This window comes from Thermostichus sp. OS-CIW-29 (assembly GCF_054058195.1).
This window is the reverse complement of the sequence record NZ_JBSSAB010000028.1, coordinates 14,403-39,829: the sequence shown is the minus strand read 5'-3', so window position 1 is coordinate 39,829 and position 25,427 is coordinate 14,403. Positions and strand designations below refer to the sequence as shown.

Here is a 25,427-nt window from a genome sequence, read left to right as displayed (position 1 = left end):
AGAGAAGGATTGGGAAGAACCTAGGGCACCAGAGAACCCTCTAGGCAGCGCAGCACTTCTTCCACGTTCTCGCGGCTGCCGATGATAAGGGGCACCCGTTGGTGGAGAGATTGGGGGACGATGTCTAGGATGGCCTCGGTGCCAGTGGTGGCCGCCCCGCCCGCCTGCTCGGCCAGAAAAGCCAGGGGGTTGGCCTCGTACATCAGGCGCAGCTTGCCCTCCGGTTTTTTCTGGGTGCCGGGATAGAGGTAAACTCCGCCCTGCAGGAGAATGCGGTGAAAATCCGCCACCAGAGCGCCGCTGTAACGGGAGATGTAGCCATCGCGGCGGTGAACATACCGGACATAGTTCTGGATCCCTTCGCTCCACTGGCAAAAATAGCCCTCGTTGAGGCTGTAGACGGAGCCGCGTTCAGGAATGCGGATGTCGCTGCGGGAGAGGATAAATTCCCCCAAGCTGGGATCCAACGTAAAACCGTGTACCCCCTTGCCGACGGAATAGACCAATTGGGTGCTGGGGCCGTAGAGAATATATCCTGCAGCCAGTTGGCGACGGCCCGGTTGCAGCAGGTCTTGGTTGTCCGCTTCCGGGCGATCCTCAAGAGGGTGAAGGACGGAGAAGATAGAGCCGACGCTGAGGTTGGCGTCAATGTTGGAGGATCCATCCAGGGGATCGATCATCAGGGCCAGGCGGCTGAGGGAGCAGTTTTCCGGCAGGCGAGCCGGGGTTTTCATCTCTTCCGAGACCAGCCGACACACCAGGCCCGTTTGCTCCAAAGCGCGAATGAAGGCCCGGTTGGCATAGTCATCCATCTGTTGCTGTTCTTCCCCTTGGACATTGAGGCTGCCGGTAACCCCCAGCGCCCCTTCGATCAGTCCTGCCTGACTCAGCCGCCGGGCGATCATCTTGCCGGCCAGGGCAATGCGGTTCATCAGGGCGCTGAAGTCTTGGGCCTCTGCCGTAAAACTGCCAAACTGCTGTAAAACATGACGGGAGAGGGTGAGCACATCCCGCAACATCTCCCGTGAGGACTCCGTCCCGCTAACGCGGTCGGCACTGCTGGGCACTGCAGGCGAGGGGAGAGGAGAGCTGAGAACCATACGAGGCTTCGCCAACACGAAAGAAAAACACCCATACAAGGGATCCCCGACCCCTGCGTCTTGACCCGGAGTGCAAGGACTCGGTCTTGCCAGGGCGATTGGAACCTGGGATCCCTTCTATTAGGTAGGCTGGCCGATCCTCGGCGCAGGTGCAGACAACTTACAGAGTTGCTTCAGATTTGGTTTGGATCCCTCTTTCCGGGAAAGCTCATGTTCCCCCGAAGAAACGCGGTAGGATGAGTTCTACCCCTTTTCTCCTCTCCCTACTTCGTCCCGGTTTCCTCTTGCAATGATGGCCAATTCCCCTTTCCCGCTGCGCAGCCAAGTGGTTACCCAGGGAGTACAGCGCTCCCCCAACCGCGCCATGCTCAGGGCCGTAGGCTTTCGCGACGAAGACTTCGGCAAGCCCATTGTCGGCATTGCCAACGCCCACAGCACCCTCACCCCCTGCAACATGGGGATCCAAACTCTGGCGGAGCGGGCGGAGGCGGCTTTGAGAACGGCGGGCTGTATGCCCCAGGTGTTCGGCACCATCACCATTAGCGACGGCATCTCGATGGGCACGGAGGGGATGAAATACTCCCTGGTGTCGCGGGAAGTGATTGCCGATTCCATCGAGACGGTGGTCAACGGCCAGAGCATGGATGGCCTCTTGGCCATTGGCGGCTGCGACAAGAACATGCCGGGGGCGATGATCGCCATGGCCCGCCTCAATGTGCCCTCCATCTTCGTCTACGGCGGCACCATCAAGCCGGGTCACTACAATGGCCGCGACCTCACCATCGTCAGCGCCTTTGAAGCGGTGGGGGAGTTCAGTGCCGGGCGCATCTCCGAGGAAGAGCTGCTGGCGGTGGAGCGCCATGCCTGTCCCGGTGCCGGATCCTGCGGCGGCATGTACACGGCCAACACCATGTCCAGCGCGTTTGAGGCTATGGGGATGAGTCTGCCCTACTCCTCCACCATGGCTGCAGAAGACGAAGAGAAAGCCGAAAGTGCCGCCCAATCGGCCAAGGTCTTGGCAGAGGCCATCAAAGCCAACATCCGCCCCCGCGACATCATCACCCGTAAAAGCATTGAAAATGCCATCTCGGTGATCATGGCCGTAGGGGGATCCACCAACGCCGTGCTCCACTTTCTGGCCATTGCCCATGCGGCAGAAGTGCCCCTGACGCTAGATGATTTCGAGACCATTCGTGCTCGCGTGCCTGTCCTCTGCGATCTCAAGCCTTCAGGGCGGTTTGTGGCCACCGACCTGCACCGGGCCGGTGGGATCCCCCAGGTGATGAAAATGCTGCTCAACCACGGCCTGCTGCACGGGGACTGCCTCACCATCTCCGGCCAGACCATCGTCGAAGTCCTGCGGGATGTGCCGGACGAGCCTAGCCCGGATCAGGAGGTGATCCGCCCTTGGCACAGCCCCCTGTATCCCCAAGGGCATCTGGCCATCCTCAAGGGGAATCTGGCTCCCGAAGGAGCAGTAGCCAAGATTACCGGCGTCAAGAACCCGCAAATTACCGGGCCGGCGCGGGTCTTCGATTCAGAGGAGTCCTGCCTGCAGGCCATCCTCTCCGGCCAGATCCGAGCAGGGGATGTGGTGGTGATCCGCTACGAAGGCCCCAAAGGTGGCCCCGGCATGCGGGAGATGCTCTCGCCCACTTCGGCCATCATCGGCGCCGGCTTGGGGGATAGCGTTGGCCTGATCACCGATGGCCGCTTCTCCGGCGGCACCTACGGCATGGTAGTGGGCCATGTGGCTCCCGAAGCCTATGTGGGGGGCACGATTGCCCTGGTGGAGGAAGGGGATCTCATCACCATTGATGCCCCGGCTCGCCAGTTGCACTTGCATGTGAGCGAAGAAGAGCTGGCCCGCCGCCGCGCCCGCTGGTCTCCTCCTGAGCCTCGCTACAAACGGGGCACCCTAGCCAAGTACGCCAAGCTGGTCTCCAGCAGCAGCCTGGGGGCAGTGACGGATTTAAACCTGTGGGATTAATTTCCCTCACCCCCGGCTCGTCTCCCAGAGGGAGAATTGGTACTTGAGAGATAGCTCCAGATTCCTGACCCTGCAGGGATCAGCCTTGCTGGGTTAAGTGCAAGAAAGCGGCAGAGATGAAGGATCCCTGCCGCTGGGTTTTATGGGCTGACGGCCTCAGAGACAACTAGGTACCGATGATCCCGCCGTCATTTTTGGTGATCACCACCACCGCCGAGCGGGGGTAGAGATTGGGGTCGTAGTCTGGCCAGCGAGAATTGACCTTGCCGGCAGCAAAGTCGTCCTCGCTGGTGCTGGCGCCTGGGTGCTGCACGTTGATGAACATGGTGCGCTGATCGGGAGTGGTGACCACACCGGTGATCTCTTGCCCAATTGGCCCGGTCAAGAAGCGGCGAATTTCCCCTGTATCCGGATCGGCAGCCAACATTTGGTTGTTGCCAAAAGGCGCAAACTCCTCTTTGTTGAGATTGCTGTCGCTGGTGTCGGTCTGGATCCAGAGGCGACGGCTGGCATCGAACCACAGACCATCGGGAGAGTTGAAGATGTTGTCTTCATTGAGGGGCTGGCCCGATAGCTTGCGGCTATCTTCCGGCGGCCCGGCCAAGACAAAGAGATCCCACTCGAAACGGGTGGCTTGAGGCCGGTCGTTGGCTTCCTTCCAACGGATGATGTGACCCCACTTGTTTTTGGGACGGGGGTTGGCAGCGTTCACCTGGTCTTGTTCCCGACGGCTGTTGTTGGTCAGGGTGAAGTAGACCATGCGGGTTTGCGGATCCACCGCTCCCCACTCAGGCCGGTCCATTTTAGTAGCACCGACAAAATCCGCCGCCGTGCGGGTATTCACCAACACGTCTGCTTGGCTGGTGAAGCCGTTTTCCGGGGTTAGACCGTTTTTCCCAAACACCAGCGGCAGCCACTCCCCTGTGCCATCTTCGTTGAACTTGGCCACATACAAGGTGCCATTGTCCAACAGATGTCCGCCCGCCGTTTCCTTGCGGTAGGGCTCGGCAGAGACGTACTTATAGATGTACTCAAAGCGGGCATCGTCCCCCATGTAGGCCACAATCGGCTGGCCTTCCACCGGCGGCTGGAACACCACGCCTTCGTGGGCGAAGCGGCCCAGAGCGGTGCGCTTCTTGGGAGTGCTGCTGGGATCAAAGGGATCGATCTCCACCACCCAGCCAAAAGTGTTGGGCTCATTGCGGTAGTCTTGGGTGGCATCCGCAGCGGTGGGGGTGGCATTGAAGCGGATGAACTCGTCCGCCTTGTTGCTGGCCAGCTCCCAGCCGTAGCGGGAAGTCTCGGTGCTTACGCCGTAGCGCTTGTGCTCCCGGGGCAGGTTGGGCTTTTGGTCGGGGCCTTTGCTGGTGTTGCTGAAGTAGCCAGCCCAGTTCTCCTCACAGGTGAGGTAGGTATTCCAGGGAGTGACGCCGTGGGCGCAGTTGTTCAAAGTACCCCGGGTCATTGTGCCTTCAGGGCTGAACTTGGTTTTCACGAAGTCGGATCCCCGCACTGGCCCTTGGATCTCCATGAGGGTAAGACCGGTGATGCGGCGGTTGAGGCGATCCCGCACCACTTCCCAACTGCCGTCTCCCTGCTGCTTGATGTGGACAATGCTCACCCCGTGGCCATTCAGCTCTTTCAGCACCTGGTCGGGATCGCGGCTGCCGTCAGGATTGGTGGGATACAAGTCGGAATCCAGCTTTTGGCCCACAGCCGCAGCATGCATAAACCGAGGCTCGACGTACTCGTGGTTAAACACCAGCAAACCCTCGGTGGAGCTGCCCTGCCAGGGATCCTTCCCTTCGATGGGGAAGAAGTGCATGCCATCGTGGTGGCTGCCCACCTGCATTCCCTGCTCGGCACCGGTGTTTTCCAGCTTGAACTGTGGATAGGTGCCGGTGATGGGAGTACCCCAAGCCAGCAGCGGACGGGCAGTGTAGCCTTCGGGCACCACCAGTTTGTCTTCCGCGCTCACAGGAATTGCCTTGAAGCCCAGCAAAGCACTGCCACTGGCGGCTTTTGCCGATTTGGAAGCACCGTTCAGCGCAGGCAAGCCAAAAAAGGTGGCCACCGCCGCAGCAATTCCCCCCTGCAACACTTGACGCCGCTGCAAACGGCTCTCCAGGATGCTGCTGAAAGTGGGGTTGGGAGAGTGGTTACACATAGGCTCGTCTCCAGGACGAAGCTTAGGGCCATGCGAATGGATACTCACGTTGACTTCTCCTCTTGTCTTGACAAGTTTTGTTTAGAAACTTGGCGAGTCTTATAAAACAGCACCTAACCCCTGCGCTACTCTATTCGCGCATGAGGATAGGCACTACAGAGTTAGTGGCTTGAAGTTAAGAGAAGACTAAGCTCAGATTAAGCCTTGCAAGTGTAAACAATTTCTTTAGATTGAAGCAGCAGTTTCTTAATCATTTGTTGCAACGAGAAGAAGACTTGGTTTAAGTCAATTAGATCAAGTGCCAATAAAGTAGTCTGCAGTCCTTAGAATTGCGATTCTTATGCGATTCTTAGAGGTCTTTTCGTAACCTAGAGAACAAATACACCCCATCTTGGTGGTACAGAAGCTGGAATTGAGTTTCCTTCTGTAAAGCTTCAATCAGGACACGGGAGAACTCTGGAGTGCTGCGCCACCCCGGATGACGGGTGTTGAGCAACACATAATCAAAGGGATCCCACTGAGAGGGCGGGGATCCATTGAAGCGGCCCTCGTCTGTAAAGTAGATTACAGGTCGCTGGGTGAGGTGAGGGCTGATCTCGTGGGTGGTGAGGACGCCCCCTTGGGTGGTGATCTGGGCAAGAGCCTGTCGGGTTGCCTGCCAAGTGTCCAGGGAGCTGAGATAAATCGAGCCGAAAAAGGTGTATTTCCCCAAGGCCAAAAAGGCCAGCGAAGACCAGATCAGGGGCAGTTTTCCATCTTTTATAAAATGGCTCTGCAAGGGATGGTTTTTCACATTCTCGATGACGGCCAAGAACAAGAAAGGAACGATAGGCAAAGCGTATTGATGTACCAGATCCCGATAGGCGGGGTTGCTGGAGAGTATATTCAAACCCAGGGTAGGCAGGGCAGGGATCCAGGGATCCCAATGCCGCCAAGAGAGACCCCAAGCCAAAGGCACGACCAACAAAACTCCATAAAGCAGGGTGTCCAGGGAGAAGACTTTGCTCAAAACCAGCATCGGTCTCAAGATTAAACCTTGAACAATTTCCGCAACAGAATTCCCTAGATAGTCGTAATGAGAAACGGCTGCCGGCTCGCTGCCGCTGAAGTGAGGAATGACCCCAAAAGTGGCTATCCCAAACCAAGCTGATCCTGCCGCAATTGCCGTCCAGCCGCCCACTTGGCAGCGCTGTTGCCAGCGTTCTTGAATTCGTCCTTTTTCCCAAAACAACAGCCAGACTCCCAGAGCAACAACATTGAGAGATAACACCGCCTTACAGCCAAGAATGCCGCTCAAACAGAGAAGGAACCCCCTCAATTTTCCAGAGCGAATGCAGAGCACAGCCGCCAAGAAAAGGGGAACGGCCAAAACCTCTGGATGAAAATCAAAAAGGTTGGCGTTAAAAATGGCCGGATAGAGAAGATAGGCTGTGGCAATCACCATCACTTGGCTGGGATCGACCTTGGCCTGAAGTGCAAGGTGATAAATAGCCAATGCTCCCAAGGTTAACGCCAGGGATTGGAGCCCAAACAGCCAATAGACCGAGGGGACAATGCGGTACAAAAAGCTGATGGGATAGAGAATAAAGGCTGCGTGGTCTCCCAAGATGTGGATCCCTCGAATGGTCGAAAACGGGACCTCTCCCCGACTGATTAGATAGATGGATTGGTCGAAGATGCCAAGATCATATCCTCCAGACTGAAACAGGTGATGCCGGACAACACTACAGCCAAAGAGAATGAAGAAATTAAAAATCATGATTGCCAGCAGAAGTGGAGGCAGAGGACGATCCTTCATAAGAACTAGGGCTTTTGATTTATAGATTTTGGCAAGGTAACTTTATCGCTTTTCTCAGCCTTGCGTGACATCCTAGCGAGATCTGGATTCGGCAGAGGCTCCGCCGCAATTCTGGACATTTCTCTTTCCTCGGGAGTAAGAGGAATGGCTCAAGCTTGTTGGAGATAACGATACAGATGAGTTAGGACTGGTTACGACAAGAGGGTGTGATTTGGCCCAAGATGGCAGCATGTCTTGCCCCAGTTGCTTCCGGTAAATTGTTGGTCTTACCTTGCCAGGTTTTATAGGCCAATACCGCGAAGGCAAGGGCCTCTTTGGCCTTAGAAGGGATCCCCACTTGGTCGGAAGTCAACAGGGTTGTGGTCGGCAGTTGTTCCTGCAGCAGTCGCATAAGGACAGGGTTTTGGGTGCCGCCACCGCTGAGGATAACTTGATCTGGGGTCGCGGGCAAAAAGTCCCTATAGGCTTGGGCAATGGAGCAGGCTGTGAACCCCGTGAGGGTGGCAATACAGTCGTGAGCGGATATAAATTGGGTCCAAATTTGCTCCAAATAAAGGGATCCAAAATACTCCCGACCAGTGGTTTTGGGCGGTGCCTTTTGAAAATAGGGATCCCGCATCCATTCTGTAATTTTTTCCCAGTGGATCTGGCCTTGGGCAGCCCATTTTCCGTCGCGATCAAAGGCTTGATGTCCCTGACTGGCCCGCATCACCGCCAAATCAATCAAAACATTGCCGGGGCCGGTGTCGAAAGCCAAGGGGGATCCCCCACTGTAGAGGCTGGGGAGATAGGTGAGGTTGGCAATGCCGCCGATGTTTTGGGCCACACGATGAAGGTGGGGATGCCTCAACAGCAGCCAATCCACAAAAGCTACCAAAGGTGCGCCTTGACCTCCTGCCGCCATGTCCCGCGCCCGAAAATTGCTCACCACCGGGATCCCGGTCAGCTCGGCAATAACTGCAGCTTCACCGATTTGCAAAGTCGAAGCTTCTGGCCCACTGGGGTTATGCCAAAGGGTTTGACCATGGCTGCCGATGAGATCGATCTGTTGGGGGGTAAGATGGGCCGCCTGGATCCCTTGCAAGGCCGCTGCCGCAAAAGCTCGACCCAAGCGAAAGTTCAAGGTGCAGATGTGATCTACCGTGCCGGTTTTGGGATCCGCAGCCCGCAAAATCTCCGCCCGCAGCGTTGGGGAATAGGGGATCGTCTGGAAATGCATTAACTCCCACTGTAGGGAATCGTCGCCCTCGATGCGGACGATGGCTACATCGATCCCGTCTACCGAAGTGCCCGACATTAGGCCGACGACGATCATCTTGCTGGGGGCTCGCACCAGAGGCTTGAGAAGGTCTAAAGTTTTGCCCTCTTTCTCCCCTCCCCTTTTTAGGATACAGGCAGGGTATCCAGAGCTACCGTGTGGGGGACTATGAGTGAAGCCATCCGCTACGACCTTCTTTTGGTGGGGGGAAGCTCCTCCAACTTGATCTTGGCCCACCGCCTTTTGGATCTGGCCAAGCTCTCTGGGCTGAAAATCTCTATTGCCATTTTGGAAAAAGCCCGCCAATTCGGCGGTCACATCGTCAGTGGCGCCATCTGCAACCTCCAAGTGATCGCCAAGCTCTTCCCCGATTTTGAAAGCCAAGGATTTCCCCACGAAGGCCGGGTGGAAGCCAATCACTTGAGCGTGTTGGGATCCCAACAGCGCTGGGATCTGCCGGAAGCGGTGATCCCGCCGGGATTTCGCAAGCAGGGACAGTTCATTCTCACCCTCAGCCACGTCATCCGTTGGCTGGCCGAAACCCTGCAGGAAAAAGCCAAAGGGATCCCAAATGTTACCCTCGATGTGTTCCCCGGCTTTGCCGCCCATGAAATCCTCTACGAGGGGGAGCGGGTGATCGGGGTACGGGCAAGCGATTCTGGCCAAGTGTACGAAGATTGCATCTTTGCCGAACTCACCTGCTTTGGCGACAAAGGCTTCATTTCCAAAGATCTCATCGAGAAGTTTCAACTGCGCCCCAACCCGCAATTGTGGTCGGTGGGGGTCAAAGAGGTGTGGCAGATCCCCCAGTCCCTGCAGGGGCAGGTGTGGCATACCTTGGGCTACCCGGTTTTGGATGGTAGCTTCAGCGGCGGCTTCGTCTATGGCCTTAAGGAAAACCGCCTGGCTTTGGGTCTGATCATCGGCCTCGACAGCAAAAACCCCAACCTCAACCCCCAGCAACGTCTGCAGGAGTTCAAGGCTCACCCCTGGATCCAGTCCCTAATTGCTGGCGGCAGGTTGCTCAAGTACGGGGCTGCCGTGATTCCCGAAGGGGGCTACCACAGCCTGCCCACCCGGTTTGGCGTTGAGGGAGCCCTGCTGTTGGGGGATGCGCTGGGGGTGTTGGATGTGGGCAGCTTGGCCGGGGTGGATAATGCCATGGAAACCGGCTATCTGGCGGCGGGCCTCATTCACGATGGCTTCTTGAAAGGGGATCTGCGCATCCAAGCCGACTATCAAAAGGCGGTGATGGAAAGTGCAGTGGGGCAAAACCTCTACCGCAGTCGCTATTTCCGCGAGGCTTTTTTGGAAAACTCCCGCCTGCTGGAAGAATACTTACCTCAGGTGTGCCGCAGCGTCGATGCCGGCCACCCCTGGCTGGGATCCCTGCGCTGGGGCCTGCAGGATCCCGTTCGCCGCGGACGAGAAACTCTGCGCGCCTACACCCTGCTCACCGGGCGGGTCAGCCCCAGCGAGCCACCCCCGCGCAGCTATGTGGCCCCCCACGCTGCCATTCAAGCGGATTTTGTGGCCCCCACAACCTTGGCTCCCCAGGAATTGGCCTCTCGACCGGGCTATTTCTCGCGGCCCGATGCGGTTTTTTTCGCGGATCCCCGCTACCCCGAGGGTAACCGTCACATCCTGGAGTTCGACGCCGAAACCTGCCGCCGGTGCATCGCCACCTACGACAAGCTGAATCGCCCCACCCCCTGCGTTGCCGACTGCACAGCAGAGGTACACCACATCCGCGACCAAAATGGCATCCGCTCCCATGCCATGTCTTTGGAAAACTGCATCCAGTGCCGCACCTGCGAGATCATCTGTCCCCACTTAAACTTGCGGGTCAACCCCAGCTACGAGGGATCCGGGCCGGATTTCTATGGGCTGTAGCCGTTGCTGAGGTTAACTCAGTTCGCTGCAGCTCGCCTGATCCTGGGGATCTAGCAATTATCCAAAGCAGAATGGATCTGGCCATCTTGGCCGGCGATCCCAGGGATCCAAGCAACCTTGGAAATTGGCTAGGTTGGGTTAGGGCTTGTTGGAGATCTTTTGTCGGTGAGCGATTCTTTGGATGTCCAGGCTCCTCTGCCCGCCATTTTGGCCGATCTGCAAAAAGCCCTGGGATCCCTGGGGTTGGGTTATCTCCAGGTACAAGCGCGGCTTTCCGGCCACCGCCTGTTGCTGCGCCTAGAGGGGGATCCCTTGCCTGAGCCGGATGCTTTGCTGGGGAGCCTCTCGCCGGCCTTGGAGCAAATGGCGCTGACCCACAGGCAGCGTCAGGTGGAGCTGTTTGGCTTTCTGGCCAATGAAGGGATCCCGGAATGGCACTGCGAGTGGCGCTACCAGCCCCAGCCCAACCCCAACAGCCCTCTGTATCGCGCTCAGCGGGGGGATGAGGTGGCCATCCAGCAGGTGTTCAATTACCTGTTGCGTCCGGAAGGGATCCAAGCACGGGTTCATTTCCATCCCAAACTGGGCCTCCTGCAGGTGAACTTGCAGGCGGCAGAAGCCCCGGATCCGGATTGGGCTAGGGATTTTCTGCGGCGAGCCTTGACCCGTCTGGAATGGACTTTCTTGCAAAGGCTGCGGCTTTCCGGGCAAAAACTGGGCTCCTTTTTCCCGGCCTGGAGCCAGGAGTTCGATCTCAAACAGCCCGCCTTTTGGCAGTCCCCGCAGGTGCCCTTGACCGGGCGATCCCCCATCTCAGAGAGAGAAATCTCTCCGCTGGATAAGCCGCCACCCCCTTCTCCTGCCTCCCAGACTGAATCTCCGGGTGTCAGTTGACGGAGGAGATAGTAAGTAGCCGAGCGTTTGCAGCCGCTGGCTGAGCGTATTCTGAAGGACAGTGCTCGTTGGGGTTGGCCATGCGGGTTGTTTTTTTCGGCACGCCAGAGTTTGCCCTGCCTTCGCTGCAGATCCTGTTGCAGCCGCAGTCCCCCTTTGAAGTGGTGGGATTGGTCTGCCAGCCGGATCGGCCCCAGGGACGGGGACAAAAGGTGCTTCCCCCCCCTACCAAGGTTCTCGCCCAGGCCCACGGGATCCCGGTGTGGCAGCCTGTCCGCCTGCGGCGGGATCCCCAAGTGCTGGCGGCTCTGGAGGCGCTGGCTGCCGATGTGTTTGTGGTGGTGGCCTACGGCCAGATCTTGCCCCTGACGGTGTTGCAGATGCCCAAGCTGGGCTGTGTGAATGTGCATGGATCCCTCCTGCCCGCCTATCGTGGCGCTGCCCCCATCCAGTGGGCTATTGCCAACGGCGAAACCGAGACCGGCGTAACCACGATGCTCATGGATGAGGGAATGGATACGGGGGCCATCCTGCTCCAGGCCAAGCTACCCATTGGGCCAGAGCAAACCAGCCTAGAATTGGCACCCCAACTGGCTCAACTGGGGGCAGAACTCTTGGTGGAAACGCTCTTGAAATTGGAGAAAGGGGAACTCACCCCTATTCCTCAGGATGGATCCCGGGCAACCTACGCCCCTCTGCTCAAAAAACAAGACTTTCACCTCGACTGGCAGCGCCCTGCCCAGGCCTTGCACAACCAAATCCGCGCCTTTTCCCCCAACTGTTTCACCGGTATAGAGGGACAGCGGATAAAGATTGTCCGCTCCGCCTCTCCCCAACTGCACTCGCCACCCCCTGAAATCCCCCAGGGCAGTCCCGGAGAAGTGGTGGGGTTGGCCAGAGGAGAAGGGATCTACGTAGCCACAGGAGAGGGATCCCTGTTGATCCGGCGGGCGCAACTGCCTGGCAAAAAAGAACAGTCCGCTTGGGACCTGGTCAATGGCGGCCAGCTCAAGGTGGGGATGCGCTTTGAGCCGCTGCCCAATTCTTGAGAGCCCACACACAGGGATCCCTTGGGCGTGGTCAACCCAAAGACGGCGAACCTGTCCGTTGCCTTGATTCTACTCTCTCTCTCTGGGAGAAAGGCTGGGGGTGAAGACTACTCCGGCTGGGGAAACTCCTGCCAAAGGTTGGTGCGCTGGCGCAAGCTGAGGAACTGTCCGCCGCCGAGGATAAGGTGATCCAAGACCGGGATCTGCAGCAGTTGCCCCGCTTGCAAGAGTTGCCGGGTAAGGGCAAGGTCTTCTGGGCTGGGATCCAAGCTCCCGGAAGGGTGGTTGTGGGCGACGAGGATGCGACTGGCCCCCTGTTTGATGGCGCTGCGGAAAGTCTCCCGCGGATGAGACAGGGTTTCGGTGGCGGTGCCCCGGGTTACAATCTGCTGGCTGAGCAGACGGTGCTTGACATCCAAGTGCAAGACGGCAAAGTGCTCTTGAGATTCCCACATCAAGTCACCACTCAGAGCCATAGCCGCTTGTTCTGGCGACTCAATGGCTGTCCGGTCTGGCGGACGACTCAAAAACACCCGTCGTCCCAGCTCGATGGCGGCCAACACTGTGGCTGCCTTGGCCGGGCCAATGCCTTCAATTTGCAGCAGCTCCCCTGCCTCCACCTGGCGCAGTTGGGCCAAGGGATCTCCTTGGGCTTCCAATTTTTTCAGGAGCAACTGGGCGAGGCCGACTGCCGAGAGCTTGCCTGGCCCCTGGCCAGTGTTGAGCAAGATGGCCAGCAGCTCGGCGTGGGAGAGGTGCCTTGCCCCTTGGCTGAGCAGCCGCTCGCGGGGACGATCTTGGGCAGGAATATCGCTGATGCGCAGCACGTACTGGCTCATCTGGGGCCTAGGGAGGAGAAGAGGTTTTTTTCAACAGCCAAAAGGGACTGCGGCGCTCGACGACCCGCCAAGATCCCAGAATGGCTGCCTGTTCGCCCTCGGGAGCTGTAAGTTCAGCTACAAAGGGATCCCAGGTAACCAGGTAGTCGGGCGCCTGCCCCTGGGCTTGCCAGTCGGCCAGCTCTTCTGGGCTGGCGGCGTAGGGAACCTGCAGCGGGCCATAAAAATAGGGTACAAAAGAGCGAAAGCCGTACAGGCCCACCGTTCCAGAGAGAGCCGGCTGGGCGTTGTTTTCGGAAGTGGCAAACTGCCGGAAAAAGTGGACGGCTCCTCCCTGGGTGTGTTGCAGCAGGCGGGGGAAGACCCAGCACCAGGCCAGTTGGGCGCTCAGTCCCGTGGCCAAGAGCAAAACTGTCCAGCCCCAAGCCCGCCGCCGTCCTCGACTCCAAAGGAGAATTCCCAGCAGCAGGATCGCGGCGGGGACGTAGGTCAACACCGGCCACTCCACCTCAGCCTGCAGGTATCCCAGCACCAAGCTGCTGGAAAAGTCGTCAGGGATGCCGGCAAAGACCCATGCTTGGACTAGCCCAGCGGGGTCCTGGGATCCCAGCCAGGGCAGCAACAGCCACAGGGCCAGCCAAAACAAGCCACTGAGCAGGATCCAGGCACTTTCCCAAAAACTGGGCCCTCTTTTCTCAGCAACCAGGCGCTGCAAGCGCAGGGCAGCAAAGTAGGCCCCAATGGGGTACAGCAGCGAGGTGTAGTGAACCAGCTTGGTTTGCACCAGCAGCGAAAACAGGGCCAGCACCACCCCAAAAGCCACCAACAGCAGAGATTCTGCCCGCCGAGTCAAATCCACCGAGCCCACGCTCCTGGGGATGGGCTGCAGGATCTCGGCCAAAGCCAGAGCGCCCCAGGGAAAGCACCCCAGGGCAAAGGCCAACAGATGAAAATAAACCGGGCCGGGATGCCCATCTGAGCTGGTGAGGATGCGCCATTGGTAGCGCCCAAACTCTTCCACCCATTCTGGCCCCCGTTGCACCCCCTCCAACGCCAGCCAAGTGAGGGGAACAGTCACAGCTAGGCTGAGGAAAACCAGGCTCTCCCCCCATCGAAGGGGAGGATCCCGTTGCCAGAGCTTGTAGAGGATCCAGATAGCCAGGGGCAACACCAGCCCCACCGGCCCTTTGGCCAACACTGCCAAGCCCAGGGCCAGCGCCCCCACCGCTCTCCACCTGCGTCCAGAGTACCCGGCCCGCCAGGCCTCCTCGGCGGCCCAAAGGGATCCCAGACCCACCCCCATGCCCAGGTTGAGTAGCGGGTCGATGAGACCAGTTTTGTAAAAAAACAAGGGCAGGTAGCCTGTCAGCAGTAGGATCCCCCACAGGCAGCCAAACCCCACCCCACGCAGATGGGATCCCCACCCCACCAGCAGCGCCACCGTGATCCCGCCAGCAAAAGCATTGGGCAAGCGCGCTGCCCCTTCGTTCATCCCTAAAACAGCCATGGACAGGGCCTGCAGCCAAAAAAAGAGAGGGGGCTTCTCGAAAAAAGGCTCCCCGTTGATGGCCAACGAGAAAGGATCCCCGCTGGCCAGCATCTGCCGCGCCAAGCTGGCGTAGATCAGCTCATCCCAGTCGAACAGGTAGGGGATCCCCTGACCTACCCACAGCCACAGGCCGGCCAAAAGCCCCATCCCCAGGGATCCCTTGAGGCGGCCCAGAAAGCTAGGCATGGAAAGCTTCTGAAGACACCACCCGGCCCACGCTCTGAGGCGAGCGCAGGAGGCGGAGCAACTGGGCTGCCAGAGCGGATCCCTCTGTCTCTACCGGAATCTCCACCCCACACCAACGGCTGGAGCTACCCTGCAGGGCAGCTATCCACTCCGGGGCAAGGGATCCCCGCGCCACCCCGATCAATTGCGGCAGAGGCTCCCGACGATACAGCCCAATCCAGCGCACGGCCAGCTGAAAGGGCCCAGGCCGGAAGCGGGGGTTTGGGCTGCCATCGGCCTCGAACTTGCTTAGCATCAGTTGCAGCGAGTAGATCTGGCGACTATTGAGAGGGGGAGCAGAAACCCGGCGGGCGCGGAACGTGGCAACCATCTCCGCAAAGGGGATCTGAACGGTCTGCTCTTCTCCCGGCGCAGTGTCGAACGCATAGCCGTAGGCGGGGCTGTCCCAGCCGCCTTGATCCCGCAGTAAGACCTTATACCGCTGCCCATCCCCTCGCAGGCGCAGCTCCAGACCGGCAAACCCCGACAAGTCCAGCGGCGGCTGCCAATTGCGGGTGCGCGTGGAAACAAACCCCCCAAAGTTGGCCGTGGAAACTTGCCCTGTAAACAGAAGCTGCCCCTCCCCCCACTGCAACTGGCTTTGGCTCACCCCTCCCATGACCACATCGTCCAAAATGCCCCAAAACCGGTTCAGATCTGGGTTGGGCCGGCGAAAGTCGAACAGCATCCGCTCCGTTTGCCCACTGCTGCGCAATTGCTCCAGATAAGCCTTGGCCGTTGGTGGATCCCCCAAACCTAGGATCACGGTTGCTGTCGCCCAATCTGGCGTATGGCTCACCTCCACGCCCTGCTGCCGCAGGGCCTCCGCCAACCCGTCAGGCAAACCTTCCCCCACCACCCCTATCTGGATAGCGACCGGCTCGGAAAGAGAAGGTGGCACAAAATCATCCTCCACGGCCTGGAACCCATTTTGAACCCGACGCCACACCTCCGCCAAAGGCAGGGCCTCATAGTAGGTGAGCGTGTTCCAGAACCGCCCCAGATCCCAAGGCATGAGTCTACCTCATCTCTTCAGAGGTCTATCCCGGATCCCTAGCTTAGGGCAGCGCCGAAGAACTCCACCGCTTCTGCCAACACGTCTAAAAAGCGATCCACCTCCGCCAACGTGTTGTACAGGTAAACACTGGCTCGGGCAGTGGATTGTACTCCCAAATAGCGATGGAGGGGTTGAGTGCAGTGGTGCCCCGCTCGAACGGCAATGCCTTGCTCATCCAGCAAAGTAGACAGGTCATGGGGATGGACAGCCTCCACCGAAAAGCTAACCAGCCCTGCCCGTCGCGCCGGATCCTTGGGGCCATAAACCGTAATACCCGCTATGTGCTGGATCCCGTCCAACAGGTGGGTAATCAACCTTTGTTCATGGGCATGAACCCGCTCCAGACCGATCTGGCTCAAGTAATCTACGGCTGCCCCTAACCCCACCGCCTGGGCAATCGCCGGCGTACCGGCTTCAAATTTGTGGGGGATATCCGCATAGGTGGCGTGATCCCAGTACACATCGGCGATCATCTCTCCCCCACCCAAAAAAGGGGGCATCGCTCGCAGCAGCTCCCGCCTGCCGTAGAGGACGCCAATCCCCGTTGGGCCACACATCTTGTGCCCCGAAAAGGCCAACCAATCGCAATCCAGCGCCTGGACATCCACAGGCATGTGGGGCACACTCTGGCAAGCATCCAGCAAAACCTTGGCTCCGTAACGATGGGCCAGTTCAGTCATCTCCTGAACGGGGTTGATGGATCCCAGCATGTTGGAGACCTGGGTTACCGCCACCAAGCGGGTGCGGTCGCTGAGCAAAGATTGGTAGTGCTCCAGATCCAACTCTCCCTCTGGCGTGATCTGGATGAACTTGAGGTGGGCTCCCGTCTTCTGGGCCACCCATTGCCACGGGATCAGGTTGCTGTGGTGCTCCATCACCGAGAGGACGATCTCATCCCCCCGCTCCAGATGGCTCAAGCCCCAACTATAGGCCACCAGATTGATGGCTTCGCTGGCATTGCGGGTGTAGATGATCTCCTGAGGAGAAGGCGCGTTCACAAACCGAGCGATCTTTTCCCGCGCCCCCTCATAGGCATCTGTGGCTTCGTTGCTCAGCGTATGCACCCCACGATGCACGTTGGCGTTGCAGTGTCGATAGTAATGATCCATCGCCTGCATAACCGCCAGTGGCTTTTGAGAAGTGGCGGCATTGTCAAAGTAGATTAGCGGGTGGCCGTTGACCTGGCGCTGCAAAATCGGAAAATCTGACCGCACCTGGGCAGCCAGATCGAAAGAATGGTCAAGCTTGAGAGAAGAAAGGGGGGATACCGCCATGGTCTGCGCAAAAAGCCTGCTTCCCTCAGTATGACATCGCTTCCGGCCAGCCTTCGGCAAACCCATCCGCCCAAACCGTTGCAACGGCCAGGGATCCCTTCCGCCCTGACCTGAAAGCGAAGCTTGTCACAAAATGTAACTTTGTGTTAAGTTTGGTTACAGCAACCAATACGAGGTATTAGTAATGCAATCGTCTCCCAGAATCCCTTCTCGTCTGGACTCCGCTTCTGTTGCCCAGTACTACGACACCACCAACGACTGGATCCCAGGCTGGACAGAGCAAGCGGAGCGTTGGAATGGACGCTTGGCCATGTTGGGCTTGGTGATCAGCATTGCTACAGAAGCGGTGCTGGGCCACAGTGTTTTTGCCAGCACTCTCGCCCAGTGGCTAGGTCTGCAATAACCTGCAATAATTTGTCGAAGAACTTTTCGGTAGAGCCACATCGGGCATCTCAGAGAGTTTCTCTTCGGCTTTGAGATGTTACAGCTCTACCCTTTTTGGGAGCTTTTTCACCCTTCAATCCCTATCTCGACAGTCCGATGATGCTTGACAATCCCTTCCTCCCCTACATTGCCGTCATGGTGGCCGGGCTGGTGGCCGCTGTTGTGATTGGCTCGATGGCTTTCTTCAACTCCAAGCGCCCTGCTGGCTGGGAAGGCGCCGGTCGCCCGCGGTACGTGCCGCAGTACGGTCAAGACGGCGATACCCCGCCGGAGTGGGAGATTGGCTGGACGGAGAAGGCCGAGCGATGGAACGGACGGCTGGCCATGCTGGGGTTTGCCATCAGTGTTGTGGTAGAGGCCATTGTGGGCCACAGTGTGTTTGCCTCTGCACTGGGGATCCACTGATCCAAGTTGAAAGCTGTCCGGCGCCCAGTCGTCTCGAGGAAATAAAGGCGGAAGCTATGGAAGCCTGCTTTTTCCTCATGCGTGCTCTTTGTCTTTGCCGTGCAGTACTACCTCGCTTATCTCCTGGAAAGGCTGTACCCAAAGATCGGTGCCTCCTCCATTCGGTTGGTGTCTAGCCATCTGTTGCCTGTCTAATATGATTCTCAAAGGTGAGACGTGCTGGAAGCTCAGAAAGGTTCATAGGGATACCCACAAGCTTGAGTGTCTTGAAAAATAGATGGAAGTTATCTACCTTGTCACAGCGGAAGTAACAATCAGAGCTCTTTGTTGACCTAGACCCTGAGATAAACTCCAGGCGGAATACGTAACCATCCTCACTATCAATGCACAGCTTAATCTCTTTGATAGCCTGGATCCTAAATAACAATCGCTCTGAAGAACCGAAATCCTTGACTCTAACGTACTCCCTACTTATGGCAACGCATCCAAATGAAACCTCTTGTCCACGCTCAATTGCTTCTCTCATGCCTTTCCAGCGCGTGGAGCAAATGTAGCTGGCTACATACCTCATCAAAGGCAAAGACGGGGAAGATATAGATACGACAGGACTTCCTTGGCAATTGATGTAGTAGCTGTAGTATGGGTAGCATTCTGATTTGACAAAACCGACACTCTTCTTACTGAAGCCCACGTTCACTGAGACAATTTCGTTATACCTATAGGCAAGTCTGTTCTGCTTTCCTAGGATGTCACGATAGATGTCATGATAAATGAAGCCATTGCTCAAAATAACAACCCTAGATTTATAGGGTTGATTTGAGTACCAATAGTACCAAAGAAGCATCGATAAACCACCCAACAATCCAGAAAAAGCCATAGCAATAGGAGGTATGCCACTGGCCAAAGTGCTAGGGATCCATGTCCCTAAGGCAGAAAGTATTGCCGATAGAACTGCGAAGATAGGAAGTCCAATAAGTAGCAATGTAGATAAAGATACCGACACAACACGCATCAGCAAAGTAAAAGGGCTCCATTTCTCGATTGGCGTTTCTTCTGTTGTTACGAGGTATCCCAGTGACTTATCCCGTACCAGCTTTGTCTCGGCCTCTAATAACATCACTTATCCCCCCTCACTTCTTGGATAAGCTCCATTGGCAATCTATGCCAAAGTAGTGTTTAGAGACAAACTCATAATCTATTCTGTTTCACCACTGGATAATCTTTTTCTGAACGGCTGTCATACACATGGCAACGCGAGCATTGATCTCATCCTCAGAGCCGAAAATATCCAACTTTTCTTTGAGCCTCTGGATACAGTTTTGTACGGTCTTCTTGCTGGTGTGAATGCGATCTGCGATGGCCTGATCGGTGAGGGCTTCTTTGCAGAGCAAATTCAAGACCTCAATTTCTCGTTCCGTCAGCTTCGTAAGACCGCGCAACTCCCGCGGCATGCGCAATTCTCCATTGAGGGCACTTTTGGCCCCCTCCAAAAACACGGTGCGCCGTTCCATTTTGTTGACCGCGGCAAACCCACCCTGGTGTTTGCTGATCAGGCCCACCAATGGAGTGAGCAGCAGCGGCTCGCTGGAATAGGCCATCACATTCAAGGTGGGGTAGTTCTCAAAGATATGGCGCAGGAACTCTAGGCCAGGCTCGGCAGACTGCTCTCCGCTGGTTTGACCATAGAGCAGATCGGCTACAACCAAGTCTGGTTGTTCCCGCTGCAGGCGCAGGATGGCGTCCATGGGATTGGTGACCGTAATACATTGAGCATCGGCTGCAATGCGTTGCAGCCACTCACAGTTGTTTTGAGCCACCTCTGGATGATCTTCGACGATCAAAAACTTGAGCGGGGCAGTGGGGCTTTCAACCTCGGACATCAATCCACTCCTCTAAATCCTTATCTTGTAGTCCATTCTCTGCCGAGCGAGCTTGGCCGAGATGCGTTCGTCGGCAAGGGATCCGTCTGCAAGCATAGCTCCCAGCCGACTACCCCAGTGTAGCCTCAGGTAGGGGTTTAGAGGTGAACCTGGGGGGGCAGAAAAGAACAGGCTAGGCTAGAGGGTGACGTCGACTGGATCTTAACTGTGGTACCCCTGCAAGATCGCAACCCAACCACCCGCACAGCCTATGTCACTTATGCCTTGGTGATCGTTAATATTCTAGTCTTTCTGTACCAGCTAACCCTGTCGCCACAAGAGCTGGCAGCTTTTTTCCGGGAGTGGGCAGTGGTACCGATAGAGTTGACGGCCAGTTTTCGAGGGGAGATCACCTCTTCGTCGCGTCCGGAATGGATAACCCTATTCACCTCACAATTTCTGCATGGGGGCTTTCTCCACATTGGCGGGAACATGCTCTTTTTGTGGGTTTTCGGCAACAACGTTGAGGATCGCTTGGGCCATGTGCGTTACCTCATCTTTTACCTGGCTTGCGGAGCTTTGGCTGCATTAACGCAGTGGTTTTTCGACATGGGATCCCCCATTCCTTCACTGGGGGCAAGCGGCGCTATTGCCGGCGTATTGGGAGCCTATATTTTGCGTTTTCCACGGGCCGAGATTCTGACCCTGGTGCCCTTGGGTATTTTCATCACAACCCTCTACGTTCCGGCTTGGGTGTTCCTAGGCTTTTGGTTCATCCAGCAAGCCTTCTACGGCATTGCCAGCCTACAGACGCCTACCAACATCGGTATGCAGGGTGGGGGGATTGCCTATTGGGCCCATGCGGGCGGTTTTGTGTTTGGGGCCATTTTGGGGCCGCTGATGGGGTTGTTTTCCGGCAAAAGCCCTTATGACCGCCAAATGACTTGGCAACAACGTGACAGGGATCTGTTTTGATTTGATCAGCTTTGATACTTTCTCAGTCTATTGTTAATCGGATAGCAGCGTGATGGGAGAAAGCCATGGTCAGTCTATCTGCCAAGCCTCTAACGCTGGAGGACTTTCTCCAGCAGCCAGAAACTGAGCCCGCCAGCGAGTTCATCGAGGGAGAAATTATCCAGAAGCCCATGCCACAGGGAAAACATAGCCGTCTCCAACTAAAACTGGGTAGCTTCATTAACGAGATGTTGGAGCCTTCTCAACTGGGAATGGCATTTCCAGAGCTGCGCTGCACCTTCGCCGGATACGCGATTGTGCCCGATATTTCTGTGATCCCCTGGGATCGGATCCCTGTGGATGAAGATGGCACCATTCAAAATCTCATCCCCTTTTGCCCGGATTGGATGATCGAGATTCTCTCTCCCGATCAAAATCCAATGAAGCTGGTCAAAAAAATCTTGATCGGCCTGGATCACGGCTGCCAAATGGGGTGGATCGTGGCTCCCGAAGAAAGGGTTGTTTTCGCCTACCCTGCCGGGCAGCAGCCGACAGTACATGAGGATCCCCAAGAGGTGATCCCCGCTCCCGCCTTCGCCTCAGGGATCCAACTGACAATTGCAACTTTGTTTGGCTGGATGCAAGTTCAAGCTGGCGAGAGCCACAAGTCCAATGCGGGATAGAAAAAGAGTGGATCTCCTTCCATCCCTCAATTCTCAATTCAAATTCAACATTCAGTTGTTGTAGAGGGCAGGGGCTTGGGCAACCGTCTCACCAGTTTGGGGCAGTTCCTGCCGCAGCAGCGCCACCAAGGCGTTGGTGGATTGGTCGTAGAGGCTGGTCACCAGCTTGGGATAGAGGCCAATGCCGATGATTGGGATCAACAGGCAGGCGATGATGAACACCTCGCGTGGCTCAGCATCTACCAATTCTTCGTGTTCGGTGAGCTCTTTGTTCTCTGGGCCAAAGAAAATCTGCCGCAACATCGACAGCAGGTAGATGGGGGTCAGGATCACCCCAACTGCTGCCAGGAAAACCACCACCAACCGGAAGGGGAGAGAGTAGGCATCGGTGGTGGCCATGCCGATAAACACCATGATCTCGGCCACAAAGCCGCTCATGCCGGGTAGGGCTAGCGAAGCCAGGGAGCAGGCGGTGAACATGGAGAAGATCTTGGGCATCTTCAGGCCAACGCCGCCCATTTCCTCCAGCTCCAGCGTATGGGTGCGGTCGTAGGTGGCCCCCACCAAAAAGAACAGGCTGGCCCCGATCAGCCCGTGGGAGATCATCTGCAGCATGGCGCCGCTCATGCCGATCTCCGTCAGGGATCCGATACCGATGAGCACGAAGCCCATGTGGCTGATGGAAGAGTAGGCGATCTTCCGTTTCAGGTTGCGCTGGGCAAAAGAGGTGAGGGCGGCAAAGATGATGTTCACCACCCCCAACACGATCAGCACTGGCGCAAAGTAAAGATGAGCATCCGGCAGCATACCCGCATTCATGCGCATCAGGGCATAGCCCCCCATCTTGAGCAGGATCCCGGCCAGCAACATGTGAACCGGCGCGGTGGCTTCTCCGTGGGCATCGGGCAGCCAAGTGTGCAAGGGGAAAATGGGCAGCTTCACCCCATAGGCAATGAGGAAGGCCCCATACATCAGCAGTTGGAAGGTGAGTGGATAGGTCTTGTGGGCCAGATCCGTCATGTCAAAGCTGATGGGATCCCCGTAGAAGGCCATGGCCAGACCTGCCACCAAGATAAACAGGGAGCTGAGGGCCGTGTAGAGGATGAACTTGGTGGCCGCATAGAGGCGGTTTGCCCCACCCCAAATGGAGAGGAGCAAGTACACCGGGATCAGCTCCAATTCCCACATCAGGAAGAAAAGCAACATATCCTGCACGGCAAACACCCCGATCTGCCCGCCGTACATGGCCAGCATCAAAAAGTAGAAGAGGCGAGGTTTGAGGGTGACCGGCCAAGCGGCCAAGATGGCTAGGGTAGTGATAAACGCCGTGAGCAGGATCAGGGGCATGGAGAGGCCATCAGCCCCCACCGACCAACTCAAGCCCACTTGGGGTACCCAGGTGTAGCGCTCCAGCAGTTGCAAACCTGTCTGGCCGGGATCGTAGCCGACATAGAAGCCGGCCAGCAGAATCAGCAGATCCGTGACCGCAATGAACAAAGCAAACCAGCGGATCCGCTCGGCCAACTTTTGTGCGTAGGCGCGGGTACTGGGATCCCCAGCCGGTGCTGGGATCAGGGGAATAAATAGGGCGGCCAACACAGGGTAAGCGATGACCGTGGTCAGCCAAGGAAACTCGTGCAAGCTGGGCAGCGCCATGGATGTAACCTCGCTTGTGCCATACCATCAGGGGGATCCCTGCCGGCTGCAATCCGACAGCCCTTTACCAGAATCGCCCTTGAGTATCTATGCTTAGCAAATCTACAGGATTATCTTAAGGCTCCCTCTCCCTTTGCGTTGGGATCCCTGGGATGGAGCAGATGCATGGGTGGATGTTGTACCCGAAAATCAAAATATAGTCTTCCACTGTCCTCCCAAGGTAACCGATCTCATCATGCCTCAGCCCAAACTGATCATCCACGGCGGAGCCGGCAGCGCCCTGGAAGGGGAAAGCAGCCTGGAAAAAGTGAGGGGATCCCTGCGGCAGGTGGTGGAGAGCACCTACGAGCTGCTATTGGCCGGGCAGAGTGCCGAGGCGGCGGTGATGCATGCCTGCCAGTTGCTGGAGGATGATCCGCTCTACAATGCCGGGACGGGGTCGGTCTTGCAGTCGGATGGGCAAATCCGCATGAGCGCCGCTCTCATGAACGGGGCCACCCAGTCCTTTAGCGGGGTGATCAACGTCAGCCGGGTTCAGCATCCCATCCTCATGGCCCAGGCTCTGCAATCAAGCCCGGATCGCGTGGTGGCCGAACAAGGGGCAGCGGAGCTGGCGCGGGAACTGAAGTTGCCGGTCTATGATCCGGCCACTCTCAAGCGGGTTCAAGAGTGGGTGCAGTTGCGCCAAACCCATCCCCCAACTAGGGTTCTCACTGCTCTGGCCATGGGCACGGTGGGGGCGGTGGCGCTGGATCAACAGGGGCAAATCTGTGCCGGCACCTCCACCGGCGGGCGGGGGTTTGAACGGGTGGGGCGAGTAAGCGATTCGGCCACTCCGGCGGGAACCTATGCCAGTGCGGCGGCGGGGGTCAGTTGTACTGGTGTCGGGGAAGATATTTTGGATGAGAGCTTGGCGGCGCGGATTGTGATTCGAGTGGAAGATGGCCTCAGCCTGAAGGCTGCCATGGCCAAGTCTTTTCAAGAGGCCCGCCAACGTCGCCGCTCCTTTGGGGCCATTGCTCTATCGCGCTCGGGCGAGATTGCTTGGGATACCACCACCGACCTACTGCTGGCCGCCTATCACGATGGGCAGGGGATCGGCTTGACGATCTAAACTTCTAGCCGGGCTTGCGGGATTAGACCTGGACAAGCCTGAGGCGGTTGGATAAGAGTAGGATAAGAGTAGAAATAGTACTTAAACAAACCAAGTCTGCCCCCTGGCGGGCCACTGTAGAGCGTTTATGGCACTTCACGCGGAGTTGCACCGTCATTTGGGCGGTTCGGTTGTCCCCCGAATTCTGTGGCGCTATTTTCACCGCCAGGGATCCCCTGTGGCAGAGCGCTTTCCCACCTATGCCGAGTTCGAGGAGTTCTACACCCGCCCGCGCAACACCCTCGAAGATTACCTGGAGCTGCACACGCTGGTGGAACAGGTGCAAACCCTGGAAACCCTGCCCTATTTTATCTACCGCCTGCTGCGGGGAGCCTACGTCTTTGAGGATCTGGCCTACCTGGAGATTCGCTACACTCCCTACCTACGCACGGATCCCAGCCTGGATGAGGCGGAGCGCCTCAAGCAGATGCGCCAGGTAATCGAGACGGTGGGGCAGGCCAGCCAGCAGCGGGAGTATCCCATCGTCACCACCCAGATCGTCTGTTTGCATTCACGCCTGCCCAGCCACATCAACCGGGCCATGGTGGAAGCTGCCGCTGAGTCGGAGTATGTGTGTGCCATCGACCTGGCCGGGGGAGACAAGCCCTACGGCGAACGGATGGACGAGTGGATTGAGCTGTTCAAGTATGCGCTGGCCCGCGGCCTGAAAACCACTGCCCACCTGTACGAAACTTTGGATGGCTGCTACCCACAGTTGCTGCCCTATGTCTCGCGGATCGGCCACGGCATTCAGATCCCCCTCCACTATCCAGAATTGCTGCCGGAGCTGGCGCGGCGAGGCCAATGCCTAGAAGTTTGTCCCACCACCTATCTAAAAACGGGAACCCTGCCCAGTTTGGAGCCCCTCAAGATTGTCTTTGACCGCTGCTTTGAGGCGGGGGTAGATATCGCCATCTGCACCGACAACGCCGGCTTGCACAATGTGCGGCTGCCGTTTGAGTACGAAAACCTGCTAACCCACGACATTATCGATTTCGAGCAGCTCAAACACTGCCAGGAAGCAGCCTTTCGTCACGCTTTTGCCTGGCCCTACAAGGGGCGTCCGGCCTCATTGTTGTCGGAGTTACAGCAGGGGGTATCTGCTTCTTTGGTGGCTCTCTGACCGCCTCAGCAGGATGGAGTCTTTATTCTTCATCCGAGCTTCTTGAGAATAGGGAAG

At 57.3% G+C, this 25,427-nt stretch carries 21 protein-coding genes; 10 read left to right on the top strand and 11 right to left on the bottom strand.

Annotated features, from left to right (window positions below):
* Window positions 1–20: 20 nt before the first annotated feature.
* Window positions 21–1,019: a class 1 fructose-bisphosphatase gene (gene fbp, locus ACVWZJ_RS10415; RefSeq protein ID WP_011433573.1), complete on the bottom strand. Its 999-nt coding sequence runs from the start codon at window positions 1,017–1,019 to the stop codon at window positions 21–23.
* Window positions 1,020–1,392: 373 nt separating this feature from the next.
* Between fbp and ilvD the strand changes: the two genes are divergently transcribed.
* Window positions 1,393–3,090 carry a dihydroxy-acid dehydratase gene (gene ilvD, locus ACVWZJ_RS10410; RefSeq protein WP_011433574.1) on the top strand — a complete coding sequence of 566 codons (1,698 nt, stop codon included), beginning with the start codon at window positions 1,393–1,395 and terminating at the stop codon, window positions 3,088–3,090.
* Window positions 3,091–3,256: 166 nt separating this feature from the next.
* On the opposite strand, the gene ACVWZJ_RS10405 is transcribed toward ilvD, so the two are convergent.
* The 3 genes from ACVWZJ_RS10405 to ACVWZJ_RS10395 form a co-directional block, all read right to left on the bottom strand.
* Window positions 3,257–5,257 (bottom strand): PhoX family protein, encoded by a 2,001-nt coding sequence (locus tag ACVWZJ_RS10405; RefSeq protein ID WP_238376747.1) that lies wholly within the window; start codon window positions 5,255–5,257, stop codon window positions 3,257–3,259.
* Window positions 5,258–5,606: 349 nt separating this feature from the next.
* A complete protein-coding gene (locus ACVWZJ_RS10400) occupies window positions 5,607–7,055 on the bottom strand; it encodes a DUF2079 domain-containing protein (protein WP_011433576.1) in 1,449 nt (482 codons plus the stop codon).
* A gap of 181 nt (window positions 7,056–7,236) precedes the next feature.
* On the bottom strand, window positions 7,237–8,388 hold the full coding sequence (locus ACVWZJ_RS10395) for an anhydro-N-acetylmuramic acid kinase (RefSeq protein ID WP_238376748.1): 1,152 nt from the start codon (window positions 8,386–8,388) through the stop codon (window positions 7,237–7,239).
* Between the two features lie 93 nt (window positions 8,389–8,481).
* Between ACVWZJ_RS10395 and ACVWZJ_RS10390 the strand changes: the two genes are divergently transcribed.
* The 3 genes from ACVWZJ_RS10390 to fmt all read left to right on the top strand — a co-directional run bounded on the left by ACVWZJ_RS10390 (window position 8,482) and on the right by fmt (window position 12,149).
* Complete coding sequence (locus ACVWZJ_RS10390; protein WP_011433578.1) at window positions 8,482–10,206, top strand: 4Fe-4S dicluster domain-containing protein; 1,725 nt, start codon at window positions 8,482–8,484, stop codon at window positions 10,204–10,206.
* A gap of 165 nt (window positions 10,207–10,371) precedes the next feature.
* Complete coding sequence (locus tag ACVWZJ_RS10385; protein ID WP_011433579.1) at window positions 10,372–11,100, top strand: hypothetical protein; 729 nt, start codon at window positions 10,372–10,374, stop codon at window positions 11,098–11,100.
* Between the two features lie 80 nt (window positions 11,101–11,180).
* Window positions 11,181–12,149: a methionyl-tRNA formyltransferase gene (gene fmt, locus ACVWZJ_RS10380; protein WP_011433580.1), complete on the top strand. Its 969-nt coding sequence runs from the start codon at window positions 11,181–11,183 to the stop codon at window positions 12,147–12,149.
* A gap of 107 nt (window positions 12,150–12,256) precedes the next feature.
* On the opposite strand, the gene radC is transcribed toward fmt, so the two are convergent.
* From radC to ACVWZJ_RS10360, 4 genes are read right to left on the bottom strand one after another with little or no spacing between them, the layout of a single operon-like run.
* Window positions 12,257–12,988 carry a RadC family protein gene (radC, locus tag ACVWZJ_RS10375; protein ID WP_041436627.1) on the bottom strand — a complete coding sequence of 244 codons (732 nt, stop codon included), beginning with the start codon at window positions 12,986–12,988 and terminating at the stop codon, window positions 12,257–12,259.
* A 7-nt stretch (window positions 12,989–12,995) separates the two neighbouring features.
* The gene (locus ACVWZJ_RS10370) at window positions 12,996–14,723 is read right to left on the bottom strand and encodes an ArnT family glycosyltransferase (protein ID WP_011433582.1); all 1,728 of its coding nucleotides are present in this window, start codon (window positions 14,721–14,723) and stop codon (window positions 12,996–12,998) included.
* The gene (locus ACVWZJ_RS10365) at window positions 14,716–15,777 is read right to left on the bottom strand and encodes a CIA30 family protein (RefSeq protein WP_011433583.1); all 1,062 of its coding nucleotides are present in this window, start codon (window positions 15,775–15,777) and stop codon (window positions 14,716–14,718) included. The genes ACVWZJ_RS10370 and ACVWZJ_RS10365 overlap by 8 nt, the downstream gene beginning before the upstream one ends.
* A 38-nt stretch (window positions 15,778–15,815) precedes the next feature.
* Window positions 15,816–17,093 carry a cysteine desulfurase gene (locus ACVWZJ_RS10360; RefSeq protein WP_011433584.1) on the bottom strand — a complete coding sequence of 426 codons (1,278 nt, stop codon included), beginning with the start codon at window positions 17,091–17,093 and terminating at the stop codon, window positions 15,816–15,818.
* Window positions 17,094–17,277: 184 nt separating this feature from the next.
* On the opposite strand from ACVWZJ_RS10360, the gene ACVWZJ_RS10355 reads away from it, so the two are divergent.
* Together ACVWZJ_RS10355 and psb35 are read left to right on the top strand one after the other, a co-directional pair.
* Window positions 17,278–17,496 carry a hypothetical protein gene (locus ACVWZJ_RS10355; RefSeq protein WP_011433585.1) on the top strand — a complete coding sequence of 73 codons (219 nt, stop codon included), beginning with the start codon at window positions 17,278–17,280 and terminating at the stop codon, window positions 17,494–17,496.
* 137 nt (window positions 17,497–17,633) lie between these two features.
* A complete protein-coding gene (gene psb35, locus ACVWZJ_RS10350) occupies window positions 17,634–17,942 on the top strand; it encodes a photosystem II assembly protein Psb35 (RefSeq protein WP_414331646.1) in 309 nt (102 codons plus the stop codon).
* Between the two features lie 172 nt (window positions 17,943–18,114).
* Here psb35 and ACVWZJ_RS10345 read toward each other — a convergent pair whose 3' ends face one another.
* Together ACVWZJ_RS10345 and ACVWZJ_RS10340 are read right to left on the bottom strand one after the other, a co-directional pair.
* On the bottom strand, window positions 18,115–19,059 hold the full coding sequence (locus ACVWZJ_RS10345; protein ID WP_457395985.1) for a hypothetical protein: 945 nt from the start codon (window positions 19,057–19,059) through the stop codon (window positions 18,115–18,117).
* Window positions 19,060–19,147: 88 nt separating this feature from the next.
* Window positions 19,148–19,822: a response regulator transcription factor gene (locus ACVWZJ_RS10340; RefSeq protein ID WP_011433588.1), complete on the bottom strand. Its 675-nt coding sequence runs from the start codon at window positions 19,820–19,822 to the stop codon at window positions 19,148–19,150.
* A 207-nt stretch (window positions 19,823–20,029) separates the two neighbouring features.
* Between ACVWZJ_RS10340 and ACVWZJ_RS10335 the strand changes: the two genes are divergently transcribed.
* Both ACVWZJ_RS10335 and ACVWZJ_RS10330 read left to right on the top strand, forming a co-directional pair.
* Window positions 20,030–20,776, top strand: coding sequence for a rhomboid family intramembrane serine protease (locus ACVWZJ_RS10335; protein WP_457395984.1), 747 nt, complete (start codon window positions 20,030–20,032; stop codon window positions 20,774–20,776).
* A 65-nt stretch (window positions 20,777–20,841) separates the two neighbouring features.
* The gene (locus ACVWZJ_RS10330; RefSeq protein ID WP_457395983.1) at window positions 20,842–21,438 is read left to right on the top strand and encodes a Uma2 family endonuclease; all 597 of its coding nucleotides are present in this window, start codon (window positions 20,842–20,844) and stop codon (window positions 21,436–21,438) included.
* 51 nt (window positions 21,439–21,489) lie between these two features.
* Here the strand turns inward: ACVWZJ_RS10330 and ACVWZJ_RS10325 are convergent, their stop codons facing one another.
* On the bottom strand, window positions 21,490–23,094 hold the full coding sequence (locus ACVWZJ_RS10325) for an NAD(P)H-quinone oxidoreductase subunit 4 (protein ID WP_414331642.1): 1,605 nt from the start codon (window positions 23,092–23,094) through the stop codon (window positions 21,490–21,492).
* A gap of 235 nt (window positions 23,095–23,329) precedes the next feature.
* On the opposite strand from ACVWZJ_RS10325, the gene ACVWZJ_RS10320 reads away from it, so the two are divergent.
* Both ACVWZJ_RS10320 and ACVWZJ_RS10315 read left to right on the top strand, forming a co-directional pair.
* Window positions 23,330–24,208, top strand: coding sequence for an isoaspartyl peptidase/L-asparaginase (locus tag ACVWZJ_RS10320; protein WP_457395982.1), 879 nt, complete (start codon window positions 23,330–23,332; stop codon window positions 24,206–24,208).
* A gap of 127 nt (window positions 24,209–24,335) precedes the next feature.
* Window positions 24,336–25,370 carry an amidohydrolase family protein gene (locus ACVWZJ_RS10315; protein WP_011433593.1) on the top strand — a complete coding sequence of 345 codons (1,035 nt, stop codon included), beginning with the start codon at window positions 24,336–24,338 and terminating at the stop codon, window positions 25,368–25,370.
* Window positions 25,371–25,427: the final 57 nt, after the last annotated feature.